The sequence below is a fragment of the Paenibacillus tarimensis genome, from assembly GCF_021532315.1.
Lineage (GTDB): Bacteria > Bacillota > Bacilli > Paenibacillales > Paenibacillaceae > Paenibacillus_I > Paenibacillus_I tarimensis.
Genome location: NZ_JAKGAO010000011.1, coordinates 81,282 through 100,338, shown reverse-complemented (window position 1 = coordinate 100,338; position 19,057 = coordinate 81,282). Strand labels below are relative to the sequence as shown.

The window sequence follows — 19,057 nt, the reverse complement described above, 5'->3', positions numbered from 1 at the left end:
ACCTTCTGATCTGCAGCTCAGAAAGGATGTTTCTATTGTTTCTGTAGACCATGAAATTTATACATTACGATAACCGAAGGAGTCTGTAACCTATGCTGGATATCAAACAAATTCAGGAAATTATTCCTCACCGCCAGCCGTTTTTGCTGATTGACCGGATTTTGGAGGTCGAAGCGGGCGTGCGTGCGGTCGGTCTGAAAAATGTCACGATGAATGAGCCTTATTTCGCCGGCCACTTCCCTGATTTCCCTGTTATGCCAGGTGTGCTTATTGTTGAAGCTCTGGCGCAGGTAGGGGCGGTGTCGATTCTGATGGTCGAAGCAAACCGCGGGAAGATCGCAATGTTTGCCGGAATTGATAACTGGCGCTTCAGGGGACAGGTTGTTCCCGGTGACACATTGACCCTGACGGTTGAGATTACGCGTCTTAAGGGTTCTATCGGCAAGGGTCAGGCTACGGCCATGGTCGGAGACAAGGTTGTCTGTGAAGGCGAAATGATGTTTGCCCTGACCAATCCTTCGTAAACGAAGGGATGAAGCTTACTTACATAATTCAACAGGTTTCAAAAGATAAAAAAATGGTGTTTGGATAGAGGTAGTTTAATTCACAATAAGGAGTGGGCTATTATGACAAATACTGTTGATGTGCAAAAGAGATATCAGGACTGGCTAGAGGACTCGCTGATTGATGAAGCGACGAAGGAGGAGCTGCGCGGCATAAGCTCGGACGAGAAGGAGATCGCCGACCGCTTCTACAAAGATCTGGCCTTCGGTACAGGCGGACTGCGCGGCGTGATGGGCGCGGGAACTAACCGCATGAATGCGTATACGGTTGGCAAGGCAACGCAGGGGCTTGCTAACTGGCTTCTGAGCCGTAGTGAGAAGCCGTCGGTAGTGATTGCGCATGACTCCCGGAATAATTCGCCGGAATTCACGCTTGTTGCGGCAGAGGTTCTGGCGGCGAACGGAATTACGACATATTTGTGGCCCAGCCTGCGTCCGACTCCGCAGCTGTCGTTCACGGTGCGTGCGCTGGGGGCTAGCAGCGGCATCGTTGTAACAGCCAGCCATAACCCCCCGGAGTACAATGGCTACAAGGTATACGGACCGGATGGCTGCCAGCTTGTGCCGGCAGATGCGGAGCAGGTAATCGCTCATATCAGCAAGGTGGAATCCTTCGCGGAAATCCACCGTATGAGCCGTAAGGATGCGGAAGCGGCCGGACTCATCCAGTGGCTCGGCGAGAAGGAAGACCAGGCATACATAGATGCGGTAACAGCGGAAAGCTTGAACCCTGAATTGCTGAAAGGCGGAGCGGGCGACGCACTGAGCGTTATTTTCACCCCTCTGCACGGCACGGGCAACCTACCGGTTCGTAATGTATTGAAGCAAGCAGGTTTTGGCAATGTGCAGGTGGTCAGCGAGCAGGAGCAGCCTGACGGATATTTCTCTACGGTCAAGTCGCCGAATCCGGAAGAGCGTGAAGCCTTCACCATTGCGATGGAGCTGGCGAAGAAGTCGGAAGCTGACATTATTATCGGAACCGACCCTGATGCGGACCGTATGGGCGCAGTAGTCAAAAATAATGAAGGCGAGTATGTGGTTCTGTCCGGCAACCAGTCGGGTGCACTTATGGTCTACTACGTACTGAGCCAGCTGAAGGAACAGGGCAGGCTGCCGGCTAACGGTGTCGTCGTAAAGACGATTGTAACAAGTGAGATGGGAGCGGACATCGCCCGGCATTTTGGCGTGGATGTTGTGAATACGCTGACCGGCTTTAAGTATATCGGGGAGAAAATGACCGGATACGAGCAGTCGGGTGAGCGGACGTTCCTGTTCGGATACGAAGAGAGCTACGGCTATCTGGCCGGAACGTATGCCCGTGACAAGGATGCGGTGATTGCTTCCATGCTGATCTGTGAAGCAGCAGCTTACTACAAGAGCAAGGGGAAAACCCTGTATGAAGTTCTGCAGGAGCTCTATGCCCAGTTCGGCACCTATCTGGAGCAGCTGGAATCCAGAACGCTTAAAGGTATAGACGGAGTAGCGCAGATCGCCGCCATTATGGAAGACTGGCGGAGCAACCCGCCTGCCGAGGTGGCCGGGGTGAAGGTTTCGAAGGTGCTTGACTACCTTCCGGGTATTGACAGCCTTCCGCCTGAGAATGTGCTGAAGTATATGCTGGAGGACGGCTCGTGGTTCTGCCTGCGTCCTTCGGGCACGGAGCCGAAGATAAAAGTTTATTTTGCTGTTCGGGGTTCGACGCAAGAGGAAGCTTCCGCTGCAATCTCTAAGCTGACAAGTGAAGTCATGGCGCGGGTAGATCATAGAGGTTAAGGAGTGGACAGCTTGTTTCAGATGCTAAAAAATTGGAACCGCAGGGCGCGGACGCTGCTGTGGGGGCTCACTATACTGGGGGTGCTCGCAGCGCTGCCGATCGGCTTCTCCCGCCATCAGATGGAGCAGACCAGTAATCATGTGGAGTATGTATTTAACTACCGGGACCTGCTGCTGATCTCGAACTATCAAGCCAGACCGCAGGAATTTGTAAGTGAGCAGCTTGCAAGGCTTAAGGAAGCCGGCTTCACGACGCTTGCGGTATTTGAGAGTACTCTAGAAGAACTGGTTTGGAGCGGGAGACTGTCCGTGTATAATTCCGCTCAGCAGGCTCTCTTGAATGGTGAAACGGCCCCGCTGGGCGAGAATTTCACTTATATTCTGTTTGCGGATGCTGACGCGGAGGCAGCTTATGCTCCGATGATCCGATCCGCCTTTGAGAAGGCAGGCATTTCCGTAGGTGATTGGTCGTTCGGAGAACGTCCGGGCCTCCGGTTGGAGACATCAGTAGAGAATTCCTCTCTGCGCTCGATGCAGCCGGATCCCGTAGCGATTGATAAGATCCTCGAGGCTGGGTTCCATGTGCTTCCCCGTCTGTCGGACCGTATCAGACCTTACGATCCGGAAGAAATGAGTCAGCTTCTTCAGTCTTATGCAGACCTGGGGATTGCAAGAATTCTGTTTGATGGTGATAAGGTTACCGGCTATACGGATCAGGCAGATAAGAAGAGCCTGAATCACTTCGGAGAGCTGCTAAAGCAGCACAACATCGGGCTTGTGCGTATTGAAAACCTCAAGAATCCTCAGAGCGGCATGAATAAATTGGCGTATATGACGAATTATAACATTACGCGTCTTTATTCCCTGTCCAGTTCTGATGCGTCAGTGATGACGCCTGAAGCGATTATTGACCGTTTCAAGCTGGCGGCCAAGGACCGGAATATTCGAATGTTCTATATGAATGCTTCCCCTGCCAGAAGCTTGGATAAAGGCGGAATTACCCACCCGATGGAGAATTTGTATCTGGCAATTGGCGGGGATGCAGAGAAGAAGGGTGCGGTGGAGCAGCTTAAGGAGCTCGGCTTTGAACCGGGACCGGCACAGCCTTTTGATTATGAATATCCTTCGTGGCATAAAGTGCTGCGCGCTATTGTGGCGCTCGGCGCGATTGCGATCATTGCGCTGCTGATCGGCCTGTTTATCCCGATACTTACATTGCCTGCGTTCATCCTAGGGGTGATCGGCAGTGCGGGTCTCTATGTACTATCGACGTCCCTTCTTGAGCAGGCGCTGGCGCTTGGCGCCTCGATAGCGGCCCCTACCATAGGGGTGATTTGGGCGCTTAGCCGGGTTCGCTCGCATACGGAAGGCGACCGCCGGATTGTTGGCGGCACGTGGGAGGAGCAGCCGTCATTGGCTGCAGACCGCAGTGATAGACTGTTTGGCGGCCGGTGGCTGTTCGATGCCCCTTCGTTTGGAAAGCGGCTTGTATCGGCTATCAGCCTGTATATCCTGACAGCGGTTATCTCTCTTCTGGGTGCGGCTTATGTGTTCGGGCTGCTGAACAATATCACTTACAGCCTTGTACTGGAGCAGTTCAGGGGCGTAAGCCTGCTGCATCTGGCGCCAATAGGCCTGACAGCATTGTATGTCTTCTTGTATACAGGACACTCCGTCAAGGACAACCTGCGTAAGCTGCTTGGTCTTAATATTACCGTTCTAATGGTTGCTGTTGCAGGTGTACTGGGCGTTGTGGGCATGTACTATCTCTCCCGTACAGGTAATGCGGGCCAAGTATCGAGCATTGAGCTGGTCTTCCGGAACCTGCTGGAGGAGACATTCGGTGTACGGCCGCGCAATAAGGAGTTTATGCTGGCGCATCCGGTATTTCTGCTAGGTCTGTTCCTGTCGCTTCGTTACAGGGCTGCCTGGGTATTGATGATTGTAGCCTCCATTGGACAGCTGTCCATGGTAGATACATTTGCACATATCCACACACCGATTGCCATTTCCCTGATCCGAGTTCTGCTGGGTCTTGGTCTTGGCGGGATAATCGGCCTGCTGCTTATTGCAGCATGGCAGCTGGCGGAAGGAGTATGGAAGGCATGGGCACCCAAGTTCAAGGCAGGACGTACCGGTTAGTTATATCCGGTTATTACGGGTTTCGCAACAGCGGCGATGAGGCCGTGCTGAAATCGATACTTAATGCGCTGGCGGAAGCGCAGGAGCAAGCTGGCATCCATATAAAGCCAATCGTGCTTTCATGCGACCCGTCATGGACCAGAGAGATGTACGGAGTAGAAGCCGCTCACCGGATGCGCCCTTCCGATGTTCTGGGAGCAATCCGGAGTAGCGACGGGCTGATCAGCGGCGGAGGCAGCCTGCTGCAGGATGCTACAAGCGCGAAGACAATCCCTTACTACACGGGAATTGTTAAGCTTGCGCAGCTGCTGGGCAAACCGACATTTATCTATTCGCAGGGCATAGGTCCGGTGAACAGAGGATGGATGAATCCCCTAATCCGAACTATGATGAAGAAATCCAGCTATATATCGGTTCGTGACGAAGCGTCCGCACGGCTGCTTGCTGATATAGGTGTGGATCGGGGTAGAATCGAGGTCGTGCCTGACCCGGTTATGGGGCTGCCGCTGGCCGCAGATCAGCAGACAGGCAGCAGTGGCGCCCGGACGGCTGAGCCAGACGGCGAAAGGCTTCCGGTAGTGGGTGTATCGCTCCGCTATTGGCGTAAGGATTGTGCTGATTTGACACGGGCTGCCTCAGCGCTCGCATTGCTGGCAAGGCAGCATCCGGTCAGGCTGCGCTTTCTTCCCTTTCATACACCGGATGATGCTATGGCTTCCGAATTCGTTATGGAGCGGCTTGGAGCAATCGGAAGCAGTACAGCTGAGCTGGCTGCGCCGGGAGATGATCCCCAGCAGATGCTGCTCGAAGTCAGCCGCTGCGATATTCTCTTTGGAATGAGGCTCCACGCGCTCATCTACGCGGCTAACCAGCAGGTTCCGATGCTCGGGCTGTCGTATGATCCGAAGATAGACAGCTTCCTAAAGCGGCTTGGCCTGCGGCCGGTAGGATCGACTGATGCACTTGATGAGCAGGCATTCGCAGACGCGGCGGGGGAGCTGCTGGCCCCTGGCGGCGCGGCTGCCTGGCGGGATAAGCATCGGGATGCGATCCTGAAGCTGATAGCTGAAGCCCAGAGGCCCGCGAAACAAATCGCGGACTTCCTGCGTCAGTATAAATAGAGGTGACAACCGTTACATGAGCTCAAATACAGATCGTAAGGCACAAGCACAAACGAGTGATACGAACAACAAGAACGCCAGTCAGCAGCAGGACAGCGGGGCGAGATCCTACCCCACTGTCAGCATCTACGGGCTGCCGTTCTCGAAGATGGACATGCAGGAGACTGTAAACTACCTGAGCAATGTGATCCACCTTAGGATACCTACACAGGTTATTACCGGCAATCCGATCATGGTCATGGCGGGTCTTGAGAACCCGGATTATTACCGTGTGATGGAGGAGGCAGAGTTAATAGTCCCGGATGGGGCAGGTGTAGTTTGGGCTTCCGAATACGTAGGCCAGCCGGTGAAGGAGCGAGTAGCAGGCTTTGATCTGATGCATCGGCTCCTCGAGACGGGCGAGAAGCACCGCTGGTCAGTTTTTTTGCTGGGGACAACACAAGAGACGATAGAAGAGTCCGCAGAACGGTTAAAACAACAATATCCGCTCATCCGTTTTGTGGGTGTCAGGAACGGGTTCTTCGGGCCGGGCGAGGATGCGAAGGTCATTGAGGAAATCCGGAGAGCAAACCCGGATATGCTCTTCGTTGCCCGGGCGCTGGATAACCAGGAGCCTTGGATTGGACGTTATAAGCAAGAGCTTGGCGTTCCAGTTATGATGGGCGTAGGAGGCAGCTTCGATATTATCGCCGGCAAGCTGAAGCGTGCCCCGGTGCTCTTTCAGAAGCTGCGCCTCGAGTGGTTTTATCGGCTGTTGCAGCAGCCTAGCAGGTACAAAAGGATGCTTGTTCTTCCGAAATTCATGCTCAAAGTCGTCCGAGAGAAAGAAAACGTCACAAAACGCCGCCCAACTCCGTGAATATTTGATGAAAACAGTGAAAATCGCCTTAAAACGGAGTTGGAGATTATTTTTCGATCGGAGTATAATTCTATCCGGTAGAAAAAAAGGGGAGTTGTCGAGATGCCAGAGGGCGTTTATTATGTCACAGGTTTTGTCATTGCATTAATTGTTGCGTTAGCCATGACCCCGTTGGTCAAGAAGTTAGCATTTAAAGTGGGGGCGATTGACAAACCTAACGCACGCAAAGTCCATACGCGGATTATGCCAAGACTGGGCGGGCTGGCTATTTATGCGGCTTTTGTGGCGGCGTTCCTGCTTCTCTACCCATTCCTGCCGGATGGTTTATTGAACCGCTATGATATGAACTTAATTAAGGGCATGCTGATCGGCGGCACGATTATCGTCCTGCTTGGTGCACTCGATGACCGGTTCGAGCTGTCAGCGAAGGTGAAGCTGCTGGGACAGATTGCCGCAGCATGTGTTGTAGTGTTTGGATTTGATGTGAAAATTAATCTATTGAACATACCTTTCGGTGCCTCCATGCAGCCGATTGCTGAATGGATTGCTATTCCGCTGACGATCTTCTGGATTGTCGGTGTAACTAACGCGATTAATCTAATTGACGGTCTAGATGGTCTGGCAGCCGGCGTGTCGGCTATTGCGATTGGTACCATTCTAGTGATGGCTGTTCTGATGGGCTTTGAGCCGGTCATTCTGCTGAGCACTCTGCTGCTGGGCGGTATCCTTGGTTTCCTGGTGTTTAACTTTCATCCAGCCAAGATTTTTATGGGTGATTCAGGTTCGTTGTTTCTGGGCTTCAGTCTCGCCACGCTGTCTATGCTCGGCTTTAAGCAGGTTACCATTGTATCCTTTGTGACGCCTTTGCTTATTATTGGTGTACCGCTGTCGGATACCTTCTTTGCAATCGTCCGCCGGATGGTCCAGCGCAAGCCAATCTTTGCGCCCGACAAGGGCCATTTGCATCACTGCCTGCGTGAGCTTGGGTACAGTCATCGTAAAACAGTCCTTATCATCTATGGCATCGCTGCTTTCTTCGGTGCGTGCGCAATTGTCCAGGCGGCAGTTGTTCAGTCCCCGGCAGCCAACTGGGTTACCTTTGCCGTAATCGTTATCCTGCTGTTTGTGATGCAGATTGGTGCCGAGCTGATTGGACTCGTCGATAAGTCCAGACGTCCTGTACTCAATATGCTGCAGCGGCTTCGCCTGAAGACCGAGACCGATTCGAATACGAAATAAGGAATTAATCTGACTCCTATAAAAGGTGGAAGACTCCGTTTCCTTGGAAACGGAGTCTTTTTTATGTCAAAATAACCGCCGAAAACCTAAAGTTTACTGAACCGATAGCCGATATTAACGGTACGTACAGATAAACCGTAAGACTAACGGAGGAGGCTAAACGTGCTTAAGAAATTCAGTATTATGCTAGTAATCGTCGCAATGGCCCTCCAAATGGTGCCATACACAGGTACCTCGGAGGTTTCAGCAAACACAGGGAACTTTTCTTTTAATGGGATAAGTACAAACCAAAGTTCACCTACAACCGTAACGGAAGAGAGGATTACCTTAACAGGTTCAATCAGTAATGTTGATCCATCATCCATTACGTATGATGTTATTCAGCTAATCAATGGAGAGAAGGCTGCTTCCAGAGAGAACCTGACGAGCAATGTTTATGTGAACGGCTTTAATATTCAAGTCTTTAACGTTCAATTATTCCCTGGTTTGAACCAGATCACATTTAAGGGGAACCAGGGCGGAGGACAAGTAAGCAGTTCGTTCTTCATTGACTTTAGAAATGGCCCGGTGTTTTCTGATCTCGTAGCCAGTCTATACGGAAACAATTTTCCGTTAAATGAAACAGGTACTACGGTTGTCCATTCGACTCAAACTAATGGATTAAGCCAAGCAGATATTAGTATTACAGGTAAAGCGATGAATGCTCAGCAGGTAACTGTTATTGTTAACGGGAGCAGTAAAACTTACTCCGTAAACACATCTAACGGGTATACATTTGCAGCCTCGCCAATCACCCTTAGACAGGGCAAGAACCTGGTGACCATCCGGGTATTTAATTCAACACAAACTGTTGAAACAACACGGGAAATAGCTTTCTACAACGGCAATGTGACCTTCTTTGATGTGAATATTAGCGAGGATGGTACGACTAATTCTGAGGCTCTCGAATATAGTCCAACGCTTTTGGTTACTGATATCGATAAGGTGAAGGTTACGGGTAAAGTTATTGTGCCGAGCGGACGCCGCGACACGAACAATGACAATGTTCTTGATCCTGTTCCGTTCCCTACGATAACGAACGGTATTGACATTAAGTATGATCTTTCACCTAAGCCAGGCACGGCACATACGTATGCAGGGACGTTTAAGTCTTCTAACCTGCCTACCGGCAATCCTCAAGCGACGGATACATTTTTCGTATATGAATTCACTAAAAGTCTTGGAGCAGCTGATATAACTGAGCCATTGACTTACAATAAGCTGTATTCTCTGAGTCTTGAAGCACCAAACGAAGCTAAGATGGCCCTGTTTGAAGGGGTAAGCGGTCTTTCTTTTACATTGAAGGCTGCGAACGCACCATATATCCATGAGATTAATTATCTTCAGGGGTACAAAGATGGCGGAACATTTAATGGCTTGAGCGCAGCTCCGTTAAATGGATCTAACCAATTTGGCATGCCAATTGCTATTGAAGTGCTCGTAGGTAATCCTGGGACTACTGCGCCGACAGTAGCTGTTGATGAGATCAAGAATATAAACGGAAATCCAGGTACGGACTATGAAGTAACTCTTGATACAACAGCATCCGGTTATGTGAGCAGAACAGTTAATGGTACACCTAGGACATTCTACAGAGCGATCCTTGTGGCAAAGAAGCTGCCTTTCGAGGGAACACAAACCCTTAGTTTTAGCTTGGGAGGGGTAAATGGCGCTGGTACAGCTACAACTACCCTGCTGTTCGGTCCCTTCGTTGCCTTTAATAAATTGTTTGATACGATGAATTTATCTGTTGATACAACTGAAGTTGATGGTGCAAGAATGTCGTCGGTCATGACCCGGTTGGATTCACTTGCGGGTCGTCTGGAGAACATTAATGATATCAGCGAAATCCGCTATGCAGCGGAAAATGGAAGAGCCCAGACGGTGTTCCTGTACGTTAACAACACTCTTGTTCCTTTAGTACAGGGCAAAATGGTTCAAGGAAATCCAACGACTCAAAATACGACAAAACAAGATTTCTTAGTTCCATCTGTGGCACATAAAACGGCTTTTGATGCTTTGTTCAATGGAGAAAATGAAATTCGCATTGTCTTCCAAGGTGCCAAGAGTTCGTATGAGAAAAAGCTTAAACTGTATTTAATACCGAATAACTTACCGGAGATTCCGGCTAAAGACTCGCTTGGTGTGTTCCCTTACAGCACTAACCTAAATACGCCGACACCCAACGATCCGGAGTTCCCGCAAAGCGGCAGTATTTATACTACAAAACGTGAGTCAATGCATCTATTCGGTACATTTGATTTTATTGACCTAGGCCAAGTGGCTTCCGCCGTTAAGACAAAAGTGGAGTCAACTACGGCTTTATCTCGTGCAAACTATATTCTTCGAATAGAGAGCACGAATGCGGGCGGAAACCTGGAATGGGATCTTAGTAAAAGATTGGAGATTTACGATAGCGGTCAACCAACCGGAAATGCTACGATTGATGTAGCCAATACTGCTAATAATGTAGGCGGACTAGTTGTGAGGTATGACCTCAAGACCCAACAATTCTCGTTTATCCTTCAAGATCAGAAGCTGAACGCTGATGGAAGCTCGAGCGTCTACAATATCTATGTGTATAACTCTGGCAAAGCAGGCCCGCGGGCGAGTTACCGTATCGAAGTTGACCCGATCGCGCTGCCATATGAGCTGGTTCGTCCGTTAGCAGGCAAACGTATCGTTAACAAGAATTTTGTTGAAGTCATTATTAGCGCCAGCGGCGCTGAATCGGTTGAAGTGAACAAGCTTAAAGCCGAGCAAGTCAATAACCTGGATATTGATGGTGACGCAGTGCCAGACTATACAAAAGCTTTCCGTGTAACAGTGGATAAGCTGAAGGTCGGCACGAACAAAATTTCGTTCACCATTACCAGCGGCACTGATAAAGTAACGGATTCATTCGAAGTGGTGTATGCACCTACGAACATACCTGGTGCACAGTACTTGGAAGCAATGAAGAATTCGCACAAAGTATTTGACGGCGCGGTAAATCTGACCTTCGCGAAAGGCACGACATTGGTCCGCCGTGATTATAATGTACCGGCTGAGTTCAAGAACCAGGTATATACGAACCATAAGATTTTGTTTGGTATAGCTAATGGTGAAGACGGCGTTGTCGACCGCCATGAGTTTGAGACGCTCCCTGCGAACTTCGACGCCATTCAGCAAGGCTTTGGCACGAGATTCCGGGTATCGTACCCGACACGCTTTACGAAGGCGTCCAACGTCTACTGGATTGATGCCGGTCTGGCTGATGATATCAGCGGACTGTCCAGAGGGACCTATGATCCGCTGACGTACGGGGTGGACCCTTATCAGTTCCCTGGAGCTACTGGACCGAAAGGAACGAAGATTCCAACCTATGATGACCGTCCGGATGAGCGTGAGCTGGTAACGTCCAAGACGGGCAAGCTGACCTTGAGCTTTGATCCGAGCATGAGGGAAGGCATTAACACGATGATTACCGTCTTCCGTTATGACGTAAAGAACAAAGTGTGGGAGAACATGGGTGGTGTTGTAGATGCCAAGAAAAATACGATTACCGTTCCGTTTGACCAGTTTGGCTACTATGTTGTAGGCAAAATGGTATACTCCTTTACAGACATAACAAGTCATCCGTATGCACGGAACTATATGGAGGCTATGTACTCCAAAGGTGTCATGAACTCCGCTGGTTTCGATGAGTTTGGAGCAAATATGTACATTACACGGGGGGAATTTGCCCGCATGGTGGTTCAGGCGCTTGATCTGCCGCTCGATTACGAGCTCAGCAAGCCTCATTTTGACGACGTGCCAGGGATTATTAATCCTGATGCGCTGTGGGACTTCCGTTATGTAGAAACAGCTGCTCGTAAGGGTATTATTCGCGGGACACAACCGCGTACCTTCGAGCCGGGTAACACATTGACCAGAGCAGAAGGCGCAGTCATTATTGCTCGTGCATTGGAAATGAAGCTGGAAACCGATCCGAAGAAGATTGATGCGGCTCTGTCCAAGGCATTTAAGGACCATGCATCCGTTGGTTACTATGCAAAGTCATCTGTAGCAGCGATCGCTAAGAAGGGCTATATCCAAGGCTCTCCTGTCGATGCGAAGGATCCGAAGAAAGGCTATGTATTTGAGCCTAATTCCAATCTCCTGCGTTCAGACGCGGCCATTATTGTCTCCAAGATGATGAAGGACCTTAAAAAGCTCCCTGCAATCAATTAACGGGAAGCAGCCGTGAACGGCCGGACAAACAGTTTACTGGTTGTCCGGCTTTTGCGTGTCAGAAGCTGCAGGGTTACATCTTCCTTGATTCGACGGTAAACGTCCTTTACTATGGAAAATGTTTTGCATCGACGAAGGTTGTATGTACGAGCTATACTAAGCTAGATACTCGGAAAATGAGCTCTCTGAGAAGCTTCGGAGAGACGGCTGAGCGCATGAAGAAAAAAAGTTTTAAAACTTTTTTCTCCGGCTCGCAACTTTTTCGGGAAACGTGCGTTTAATTACATGTGACTCGAAACGAGAAGCGGGAAGGATGCTTGAAAGAGTGTTATCGCAACTTTCTCTTTACGGTAGAAATTACCCATTGTATAATGTTATAGTGTTATACGGGCTCTACCATTATTTTCTTCTAGTGTTTACGAGTTTCTGCGACATGTTCTTACAAAGGGTTAAACATGGACGCAGACATCAATTATATTATCGCGCTCTACTCTGGGAAGGGGGTGAATCGGCCGATGAGGGAAACGAGCCATCAATTATCTTTACAAAACTCTCAACAACCGAAGCATTTTAGAGGAGGAGAAAAAAAGGTTATGAAGAAAAGTTTATCCTTGCTCGTTGCAATCGCTATGGTGTTCTCCGTTTTTGCATCCATGGCATCCGCAGCTGAGCTGACTGCGCAACAAAAGTTTGATGCATTGAAAGAAGCTGGTATCTTCGAGGGTTACCCGGACGGTACTGCTGGTCTTAACAAAGAAATGACTCGTGCAGAATTCTCCAAAGTTCTGGCACTGGTTAACGGCCTGACTCAAGAGGCAACCGCAGCTAACTACACTGATGTTGCTAAGGGTCACTGGGCAGCTGGCTTTATCGGTGCGGTTACTAAAGCTGGTCTGATGGAAGGTGTTGGCCTGAACAAGTTCAACCCGAACGGTAAAGTAACGGTTGAGCAAATGGCTAAAACAGTTGTTCTGTCCGCTGGTCTTGAAGAGTCCAGTGTAGCAGTTCAAGGTACTGTAAGCGATTGGGCAAAAGGTTATGTTGCAGCAGCTGTAGAAGCTGGCATCATCCCTGCACAATCCAACTACAAGTCAAACGCTACACGCGAACTGCTTGTAGAAGCTGCTTACGTAGTTTCTGGTGGCGAAGTTAAAGCTCCAGTTGGCGAACTTTCGATCGCTAAAGCTGCTCAATCTGGCGCTTCCGCAATTTCGGTTGAATTCAACCGCGCTCTGACTGATGCAGAGAAGAATGAACTGGTATTCACAGTGAAGAATGATGCTACTACTGTAGAAACTACTAAGACTTTTTCTGAAGACAACAAAACTGTAAAGCTGACTGCTTCTTACCTGTCCACAGGTACGTACACAGTTGAAGTTACTGGTTTCGCAGCACAAACAGTAAACGTTACTGAAGCTGTTCCTGCAAAAATCGAGTTCGGTACTGCATCCCTGATGATCGGTGCTCAGCGTGATCTGGGTGTGAAAGTATTCAACCAGTTTGGTGAAGAAATCACTAATCCATCTTTGGAAATCAACGCTTACAATGGTTCTAAAGGTCGTACACTGAATGTTAGCGGTACATCTGTTGACATGACTGTTGGCGAACCTAACAACCCTAACGTTCAAAAAGGCGACGCAATCGTCGTATCCGCTATTGTAACAGGTACTGGTGTAAGTGCCAGCAAAACTTACACTGCTGTTGACGCTAGCGCGATCGTATCCCTGAAACTGGGTACAGTTCAGCCGTTGGAAGGTAACACTCGTATTACTGCTGGCGACACTGGTCTGGTACTGCCTTATGAGTTCGTAGACGCTCAAGGCAACAAATACACTCTGCCTTCCGAAAAATCGTCTGCAGAGAACAACGAGCCAACTCGTCGTGTAGTATTTGATCCTTTCATCTTCACAGTGTATGGTGATGCTTACATTAACGGTCAACCAACTCCAGTTATCGACGCTTCTACTTTCAGCGTTGACAACGAAGGAAAACTGACTTTCAATGCTAACGCAGCTGGTACTGCAACGATCAACGTTATGAACCCAAGCGCTGGTGCTTCCACAAGTATCACTGTAGTGGTTGCTGACACAACCAAAGTTGCGAAGTTCCAACTGAGCAACCCTGGTAAACTGATTGCTGCTGGTGAAACGGTAACAATTCCTTTCACAGCAACTGATAACTATGGCAATGCAATTGCTCAATCTCAGTTTGCAAAAGCTGAATACAAGAACCAATTGAAAGTTAACCTTAATGGTCAACAAGTTACACCTACATTCAACTCTAAAGGTGAAATGAGCCTTACTTTCCCTACTGCAGGTGCAGCATATGTCCATGTTACGGTTAACCAAACTCCTATGACCAGCACTCTGAACCTGACGGTCAGAGAAGCAGCTGTTCCGAAGCAAGTTTCTGCAGTTAACGATCTGGCTCTGTACTATGGCGTTAACGGTTCGGACACTGTTGACATCGACAGCGTGAAAGTTATTGACAACTATGGCCGTACAATGACTAAGCTGACTGGTTACAGCATCGTAGCTACCCCTAAGGATGCTTCCGTAGTATCTGTAACTTATGATGGCAAAGTTATTGGTCAACCTATCAATGATAACGCAGGTGTTAAGAGCACTACGCTGACAATCGGTCTGAAAAAGAACGGCGAAACTGAATACGTTAAGGGTTCGACAATCAACCCAACTGTATATGTTGTAGCTGACAACAGAGTAACTTCCTTCGAAATTAAGGACCTGAACTCTGTGAACTCCGTACACGTTCCAGCAAACGGTATGTCCGAAGCTAGAAAAGCTCTGTACAAAGAGTCTATCGAACTGGTTGGTAAAACAACTGACGGTAAGACTGTAGCAATCGACCAAGCTCGCTTCTATACTGCTGTAACTTCCAGCAACCTGGGTGTTGTTGCAGTTGAAGGCAAGCAACTGGTTGGTAAAGCTAACGGTGAAGTAACAATCACTGCTTACAATGGTGCAACGAAGATTGCTGAGAAGACTGTGAAAGCTTCTGATGCAGCTCCTCAAGCAGCTAAGGTAGAATTCGACAAAACTGAAGTAGCTCTGAGCCTGGCTAACCCTACTATCTCCACAATCATTGATGATCTTAAAGTTGTGGATCAGTACGGTGTGGATATTACGAACTATGCTAATGGCACATGGGCATCTTCCGACAGAAATGTCCTTCAGCTGAATGCTGATGGCACTGTTGTGAAAGCTGGTCAAGGTTCCGCTACAATCTCCTACATCACTGCTAACGGCGTTATCGGTACTGTAGGCGTAACTGTTAACTAATTCGGATTTCTGGATAGTTTAACCGACACACAGGGACATCCTAAGTCTTCGGACAAGGGATGTCCCTTGTTTTATTATGTGCAGTTAGTACGTTATTCATAACTCATTCATGTTTATCATGTAATTTTATACATAAGATTCTCTTGGAAACGAAACAAAGTACGGCTTTTAACCGTCTAATTATTAGGAAATAGTTGATAGGGGGAATAGCTTTGAAAGGCAAATTATTGAGGCATGGGATAACAACTGCTACAGCAATCGCTCTGCTAATGCAGCCCACCATGGTGTTAGATCCATTTCAATCCAGTCACATAGCTGAGGCTGCAGCAGTTAAAGCAGTCAAAAGTGTTAAGCTGAACGCAACTAGTACGATGGCGATTAAAGACATCCACTTATTAATGCAAGAGCAAGGACTTGTGGCTGCGTACACTGTATCCATTACTAATAATGGGACCAAGTCATTAGACTTGCTTGATTATTTTATACGGGTAAGAGGAAAATCAGGTAAGGTGTTCACAGGTAAAGCATCTACGGAAAGTAAAGAGGAAACAAGAGTAACGCCGAACACTACCAAGGATCTGACTTATTACGTAATCGTTGATAAAGGAACAAAGGTTAAAGACCTGGTCTTTGACGTAATTAAGTGGGATTTCAGCGCCCCTAATTATGAAAGAAGAATTGGATCCATAAACTACTCTTCGTCCTCAGTATTGGTGGCTCCTGTGTTTAAGGCCCAGACAGTTCAGTTCAACGGCAACAAGATCAAAGGGGCACTTAAACAGTTTTATGTGACCCAAGATAGCAATGCAGCTTATGTAACACTCAGTTTCTTGTTAGAAAATGTGGGATATTCGAGTACAGATCTCTCTAAGTTGAAATTCGCCTTACAGTCATCAAGTTATTCCGTATATGATGTGGATGCTTCATCACTAGCGAATCAGACTATTCAACCAGGACAGAGGAAGATCGTCAATCTAACAGCTGAAGTTCCTCTGGCTTTACTAGGCAAGAATCTAACCCTGCATACCTATACCTTAGATGAGACGAATAAGGTTAATTTGGCTAATGGTGCATTTAGTATGCCGGTTCTGAAAGCTTCGTCAGCCGTGGGCGCAGATAAGTCAAGAGCGATCTTCATGGATGGAAGAAGTGTGAAGACTTCTGCAGGTACAGTGTACGTAGACGCTTCCGAAACCCAGAGCAATGTTACGCTTGATTACTCGCTTACTAATGCAGATTCTACTTCAATTGCAATGCCATCCTTGGAGTTTGCGCTTCGTACTAAGGAAGGTAAAGAATACCCGCTTACCTACACCAAAGAAGAGGGAGCAAAGCTTCTTCCGGGCATTGAGAAAACGATCAGCCTTACGGGGCAGATTGCAGCAAAGGTAGATCCCAAAACGAGTAAACTGGTCGTGCGCCAGGCAGCTACTGAATCAACAAAAAGTTATGTAATCGGTACTTATTTATTATCCGCGTCTACGCAAGTAGGAACTGTAGGCGGTGCTTACACACATGATAAAACATATGAAATCAAGATGGCCTCTGTGCAGCGTTCTCCTCAGAAGGATAACGATTTATTAGTCGCGGAATTACAAATAAAGAACATAAGCCCATCTTCCAAAGCGACACCGAATCTGTCAGGTTATTTCATGATAAATGGTGTGAAGGTTAATTCTGATGCAAAAGTTGTCAAACTGGATGATACTATTAGTATTGCTTCAAACGGAACTTACAGCCTAGTCGTTTATTCTGAAATTCCTTATACAGCCTCATTTGACGATATAACTTTCGTTCTCACTACACCGATTGATGACAAGTCATCAAAAACTCTTTATCAGTTCAAGAGTCAGACGGTTAGTACAATACCATTGTACCGAGCGAATCAAACTTACGAGATTAAAAGTGTGGGACGGCGAACAAGTGTTGATGTCGTAAAGTCATCCGTATATACCTCTAATACATCGAAATATTTTTATGCCGAATTTGCGGCTGTTAATAAGGAATCAAGAGCAGCTGTGATTGGAAATATTGGTGCTTATATTGAAGACAGTCAAGGTGTAGTAATCCCGGTCGAAGTTTCAAAAGTAAAAGAAAAAGTACTGCCTGACGGCAGAGTCTTGTTATCAGCTTGGGGACAATTAAACCGTAATTTTGATTCTACTAACTATAAGCTGGTCGTGGGACAAGCTATCACTGAAACAACGCCAACGGGAACAGGTACAGATAGCGCAGCTGCCGAAACGGGAACGGTTATTGTTAAGCCTGTAGCATATAAATTAAACACTGAGACCAAAGTCAAGACTGATTTCAAAAATCTCGAAATTGGTGGATATAATCTATCGCTGCGAAATCTGTACAATACCCTGTCGGTAGAGGGCAGTTCAGTTGACGGAGTCAAGCTTGACTTTGACTATGAACTCACCAAATCAGGAGAATATGATTACATTGCTACCAAGCACAAAATCATGTTTGAATTTGTTGACCATGGCTTCAATAAATCAACGTACAGGACCACCTATGATTTAGTATCTGCATCCGAAGGATCATCTCAGTTCTTATCAGAAGGCAGCAATTTGCATACCACCGTTACATTTAAAGATACTGCAATACTTGAGAAAATTAATGAGTACAAGGACTATACAATCAATGTTTATGATGTCATTAATGACGCTAAGATATTAATTGCATCTAAACAGCTGACCTGGTATGAGAAGGATCAGTCGTAGACCTTAAGCTAGTCATACCTTTCAAATTCTAGTATGATAAATAGGAGATGCTAGATAGGAAGGAGCCAATTCATTGAATAGCAAAGTGGCTAGGATGATGACAGCAACCGTAATTCTGGGGATCGGTATGTGGGCAGGAACCATATTGTCACCGGAGAGAGAGCTTCATGCAGATTCCGAAGTGATTACACCTGGCTCTGTTGATGATCCGGTTGTGACGAAGAGTTATGTCGATCAGAAAGTGGCTGCTGCAGCAGGCGGCAATACGGGTGCCAGCGCGCAGCAGCCTTCTAATACATCTAGCGGTGCTATAGAGATTGTAACCGTTAAGGCAGGTAAAATATTGATTGCCAAGGATGGTGCAGAGGTCGTGGTACGTGCTGGCAAAGCAGTAGCCTATAGCGAAGACTCCAATGGCATCGCTGATGTAACGGATGGCAAGGATATCACGAACGGCAAGCCCGTCCCGAATAACCACCTAATTCTATTTCCGAGAGGCGGGCGCGGCATTATGACGGCCCCCGGAGTTGATTCCAGCCTGACGGTAATGGTTCGTGGCGGTTACGAAATAAAATAATAGCGTGAATGAGACATTTTTCCCCTGGTGACAACATCTTATACGCTTGAGTATCTGGATCGCTCCATATACTACTGGCATCAACCGCTAAGGGGGTGCCGTAATGGCGCGTAACCGAAATAATCTGAAGGTAGTACCCGGGTGTAGTCAGGCACTGGATGTTATGAAGTATGAGATTGCCGCAGAGCTTGGCCTGACCAAGGGAGTGACTGGCGACCTTAGCAGCGAGTTCGCTGGCGAGCTTGGCTCGTCACCGGCTGCTGTATATGGTGAAGTCGATTGGCCGACAATCGCCAGCCGTGATGCCGGCGCAGTTGGCGGTATGATTACAAGACGGCTCGTGCAACAGGCTGAACAGGTGCTCAGAGGGCTATAATAGCAGTGTTTAATTGACATCAAGCAACATATCCGGTATCATACTGTCCTAGAAGAGTTGTCTAACAACCTTTTCCATCATGGAAAAGGTTCATTTTTTGTGTAGACGGTACGCCTTGTACTCATACT

The 19,057-nt window shown here is 47.9% G+C and carries 11 protein-coding genes; all 11 read left to right on the top strand.

All coding sequences use genetic code 11. The features are described from left to right. Positions 1-92: 92 nt before the first annotated feature. The 11 genes from fabZ (at position 93) to L1N82_RS11000 (ending at position 18,929) form a co-directional block, all read left to right on the top strand. Positions 93-524, top strand: coding sequence for a 3-hydroxyacyl-ACP dehydratase FabZ (gene fabZ, locus L1N82_RS11050; protein WP_235287449.1), 432 nt, complete (start codon positions 93-95; stop codon positions 522-524). Positions 525-626: 102 nt separating this feature from the next. Beyond that, positions 627-2,336 (top strand): phospho-sugar mutase, encoded by a 1,710-nt coding sequence (locus L1N82_RS11045; protein WP_235287448.1) that lies wholly within the window; start codon positions 627-629, stop codon positions 2,334-2,336. Between the two features lie 21 nt (positions 2,337-2,357). Continuing rightward, entirely contained in the window at positions 2,358-4,478 is a 2,121-nt protein-coding gene (locus L1N82_RS11040; RefSeq protein WP_235287827.1) for a DUF5693 family protein, read from the top strand. Continuing rightward, a complete protein-coding gene (gene csaB, locus L1N82_RS11035) occupies positions 4,442-5,599 on the top strand; it encodes a polysaccharide pyruvyl transferase CsaB (RefSeq protein ID WP_235287447.1) in 1,158 nt (385 codons plus the stop codon). The genes L1N82_RS11040 and csaB overlap by 37 nt, the downstream gene beginning before the upstream one ends. Positions 5,600-5,747: 148 nt before the next feature. Further along, on the top strand, positions 5,748-6,458 hold the full coding sequence (locus L1N82_RS11030) for a WecB/TagA/CpsF family glycosyltransferase (protein WP_235287826.1): 711 nt from the start codon (positions 5,748-5,750) through the stop codon (positions 6,456-6,458). 102 nt (positions 6,459-6,560) lie between these two features. Continuing rightward, on the top strand, positions 6,561-7,697 hold the full coding sequence (locus L1N82_RS11025) for a glycosyltransferase family 4 protein (RefSeq protein WP_235287446.1): 1,137 nt from the start codon (positions 6,561-6,563) through the stop codon (positions 7,695-7,697). Between the two features lie 162 nt (positions 7,698-7,859). Then, positions 7,860-11,948, top strand: a complete 4,089-nt coding sequence (locus L1N82_RS23455; RefSeq protein WP_235287445.1) for an S-layer homology domain-containing protein — start codon at positions 7,860-7,862, stop codon at positions 11,946-11,948. 515 nt (positions 11,949-12,463) lie between these two features. Further along, positions 12,464-15,247, top strand: a complete 2,784-nt coding sequence (locus L1N82_RS11015) for an S-layer homology domain-containing protein (RefSeq protein WP_235287444.1) — start codon at positions 12,464-12,466, stop codon at positions 15,245-15,247. A gap of 212 nt (positions 15,248-15,459) precedes the next feature. Continuing rightward, positions 15,460-17,976 (top strand): hypothetical protein, encoded by a 2,517-nt coding sequence (locus L1N82_RS11010; protein WP_235287443.1) that lies wholly within the window; start codon positions 15,460-15,462, stop codon positions 17,974-17,976. A gap of 73 nt (positions 17,977-18,049) precedes the next feature. Beyond that, positions 18,050-18,553 (top strand): hypothetical protein, encoded by a 504-nt coding sequence (locus L1N82_RS11005; protein ID WP_235287442.1) that lies wholly within the window; start codon positions 18,050-18,052, stop codon positions 18,551-18,553. A 103-nt stretch (positions 18,554-18,656) separates the two neighbouring features. After that, the gene (locus tag L1N82_RS11000) at positions 18,657-18,929 is read left to right on the top strand and encodes an alpha/beta-type small acid-soluble spore protein (RefSeq protein ID WP_235287441.1); all 273 of its coding nucleotides are present in this window, start codon (positions 18,657-18,659) and stop codon (positions 18,927-18,929) included. Positions 18,930-19,057: the final 128 nt, after the last annotated feature.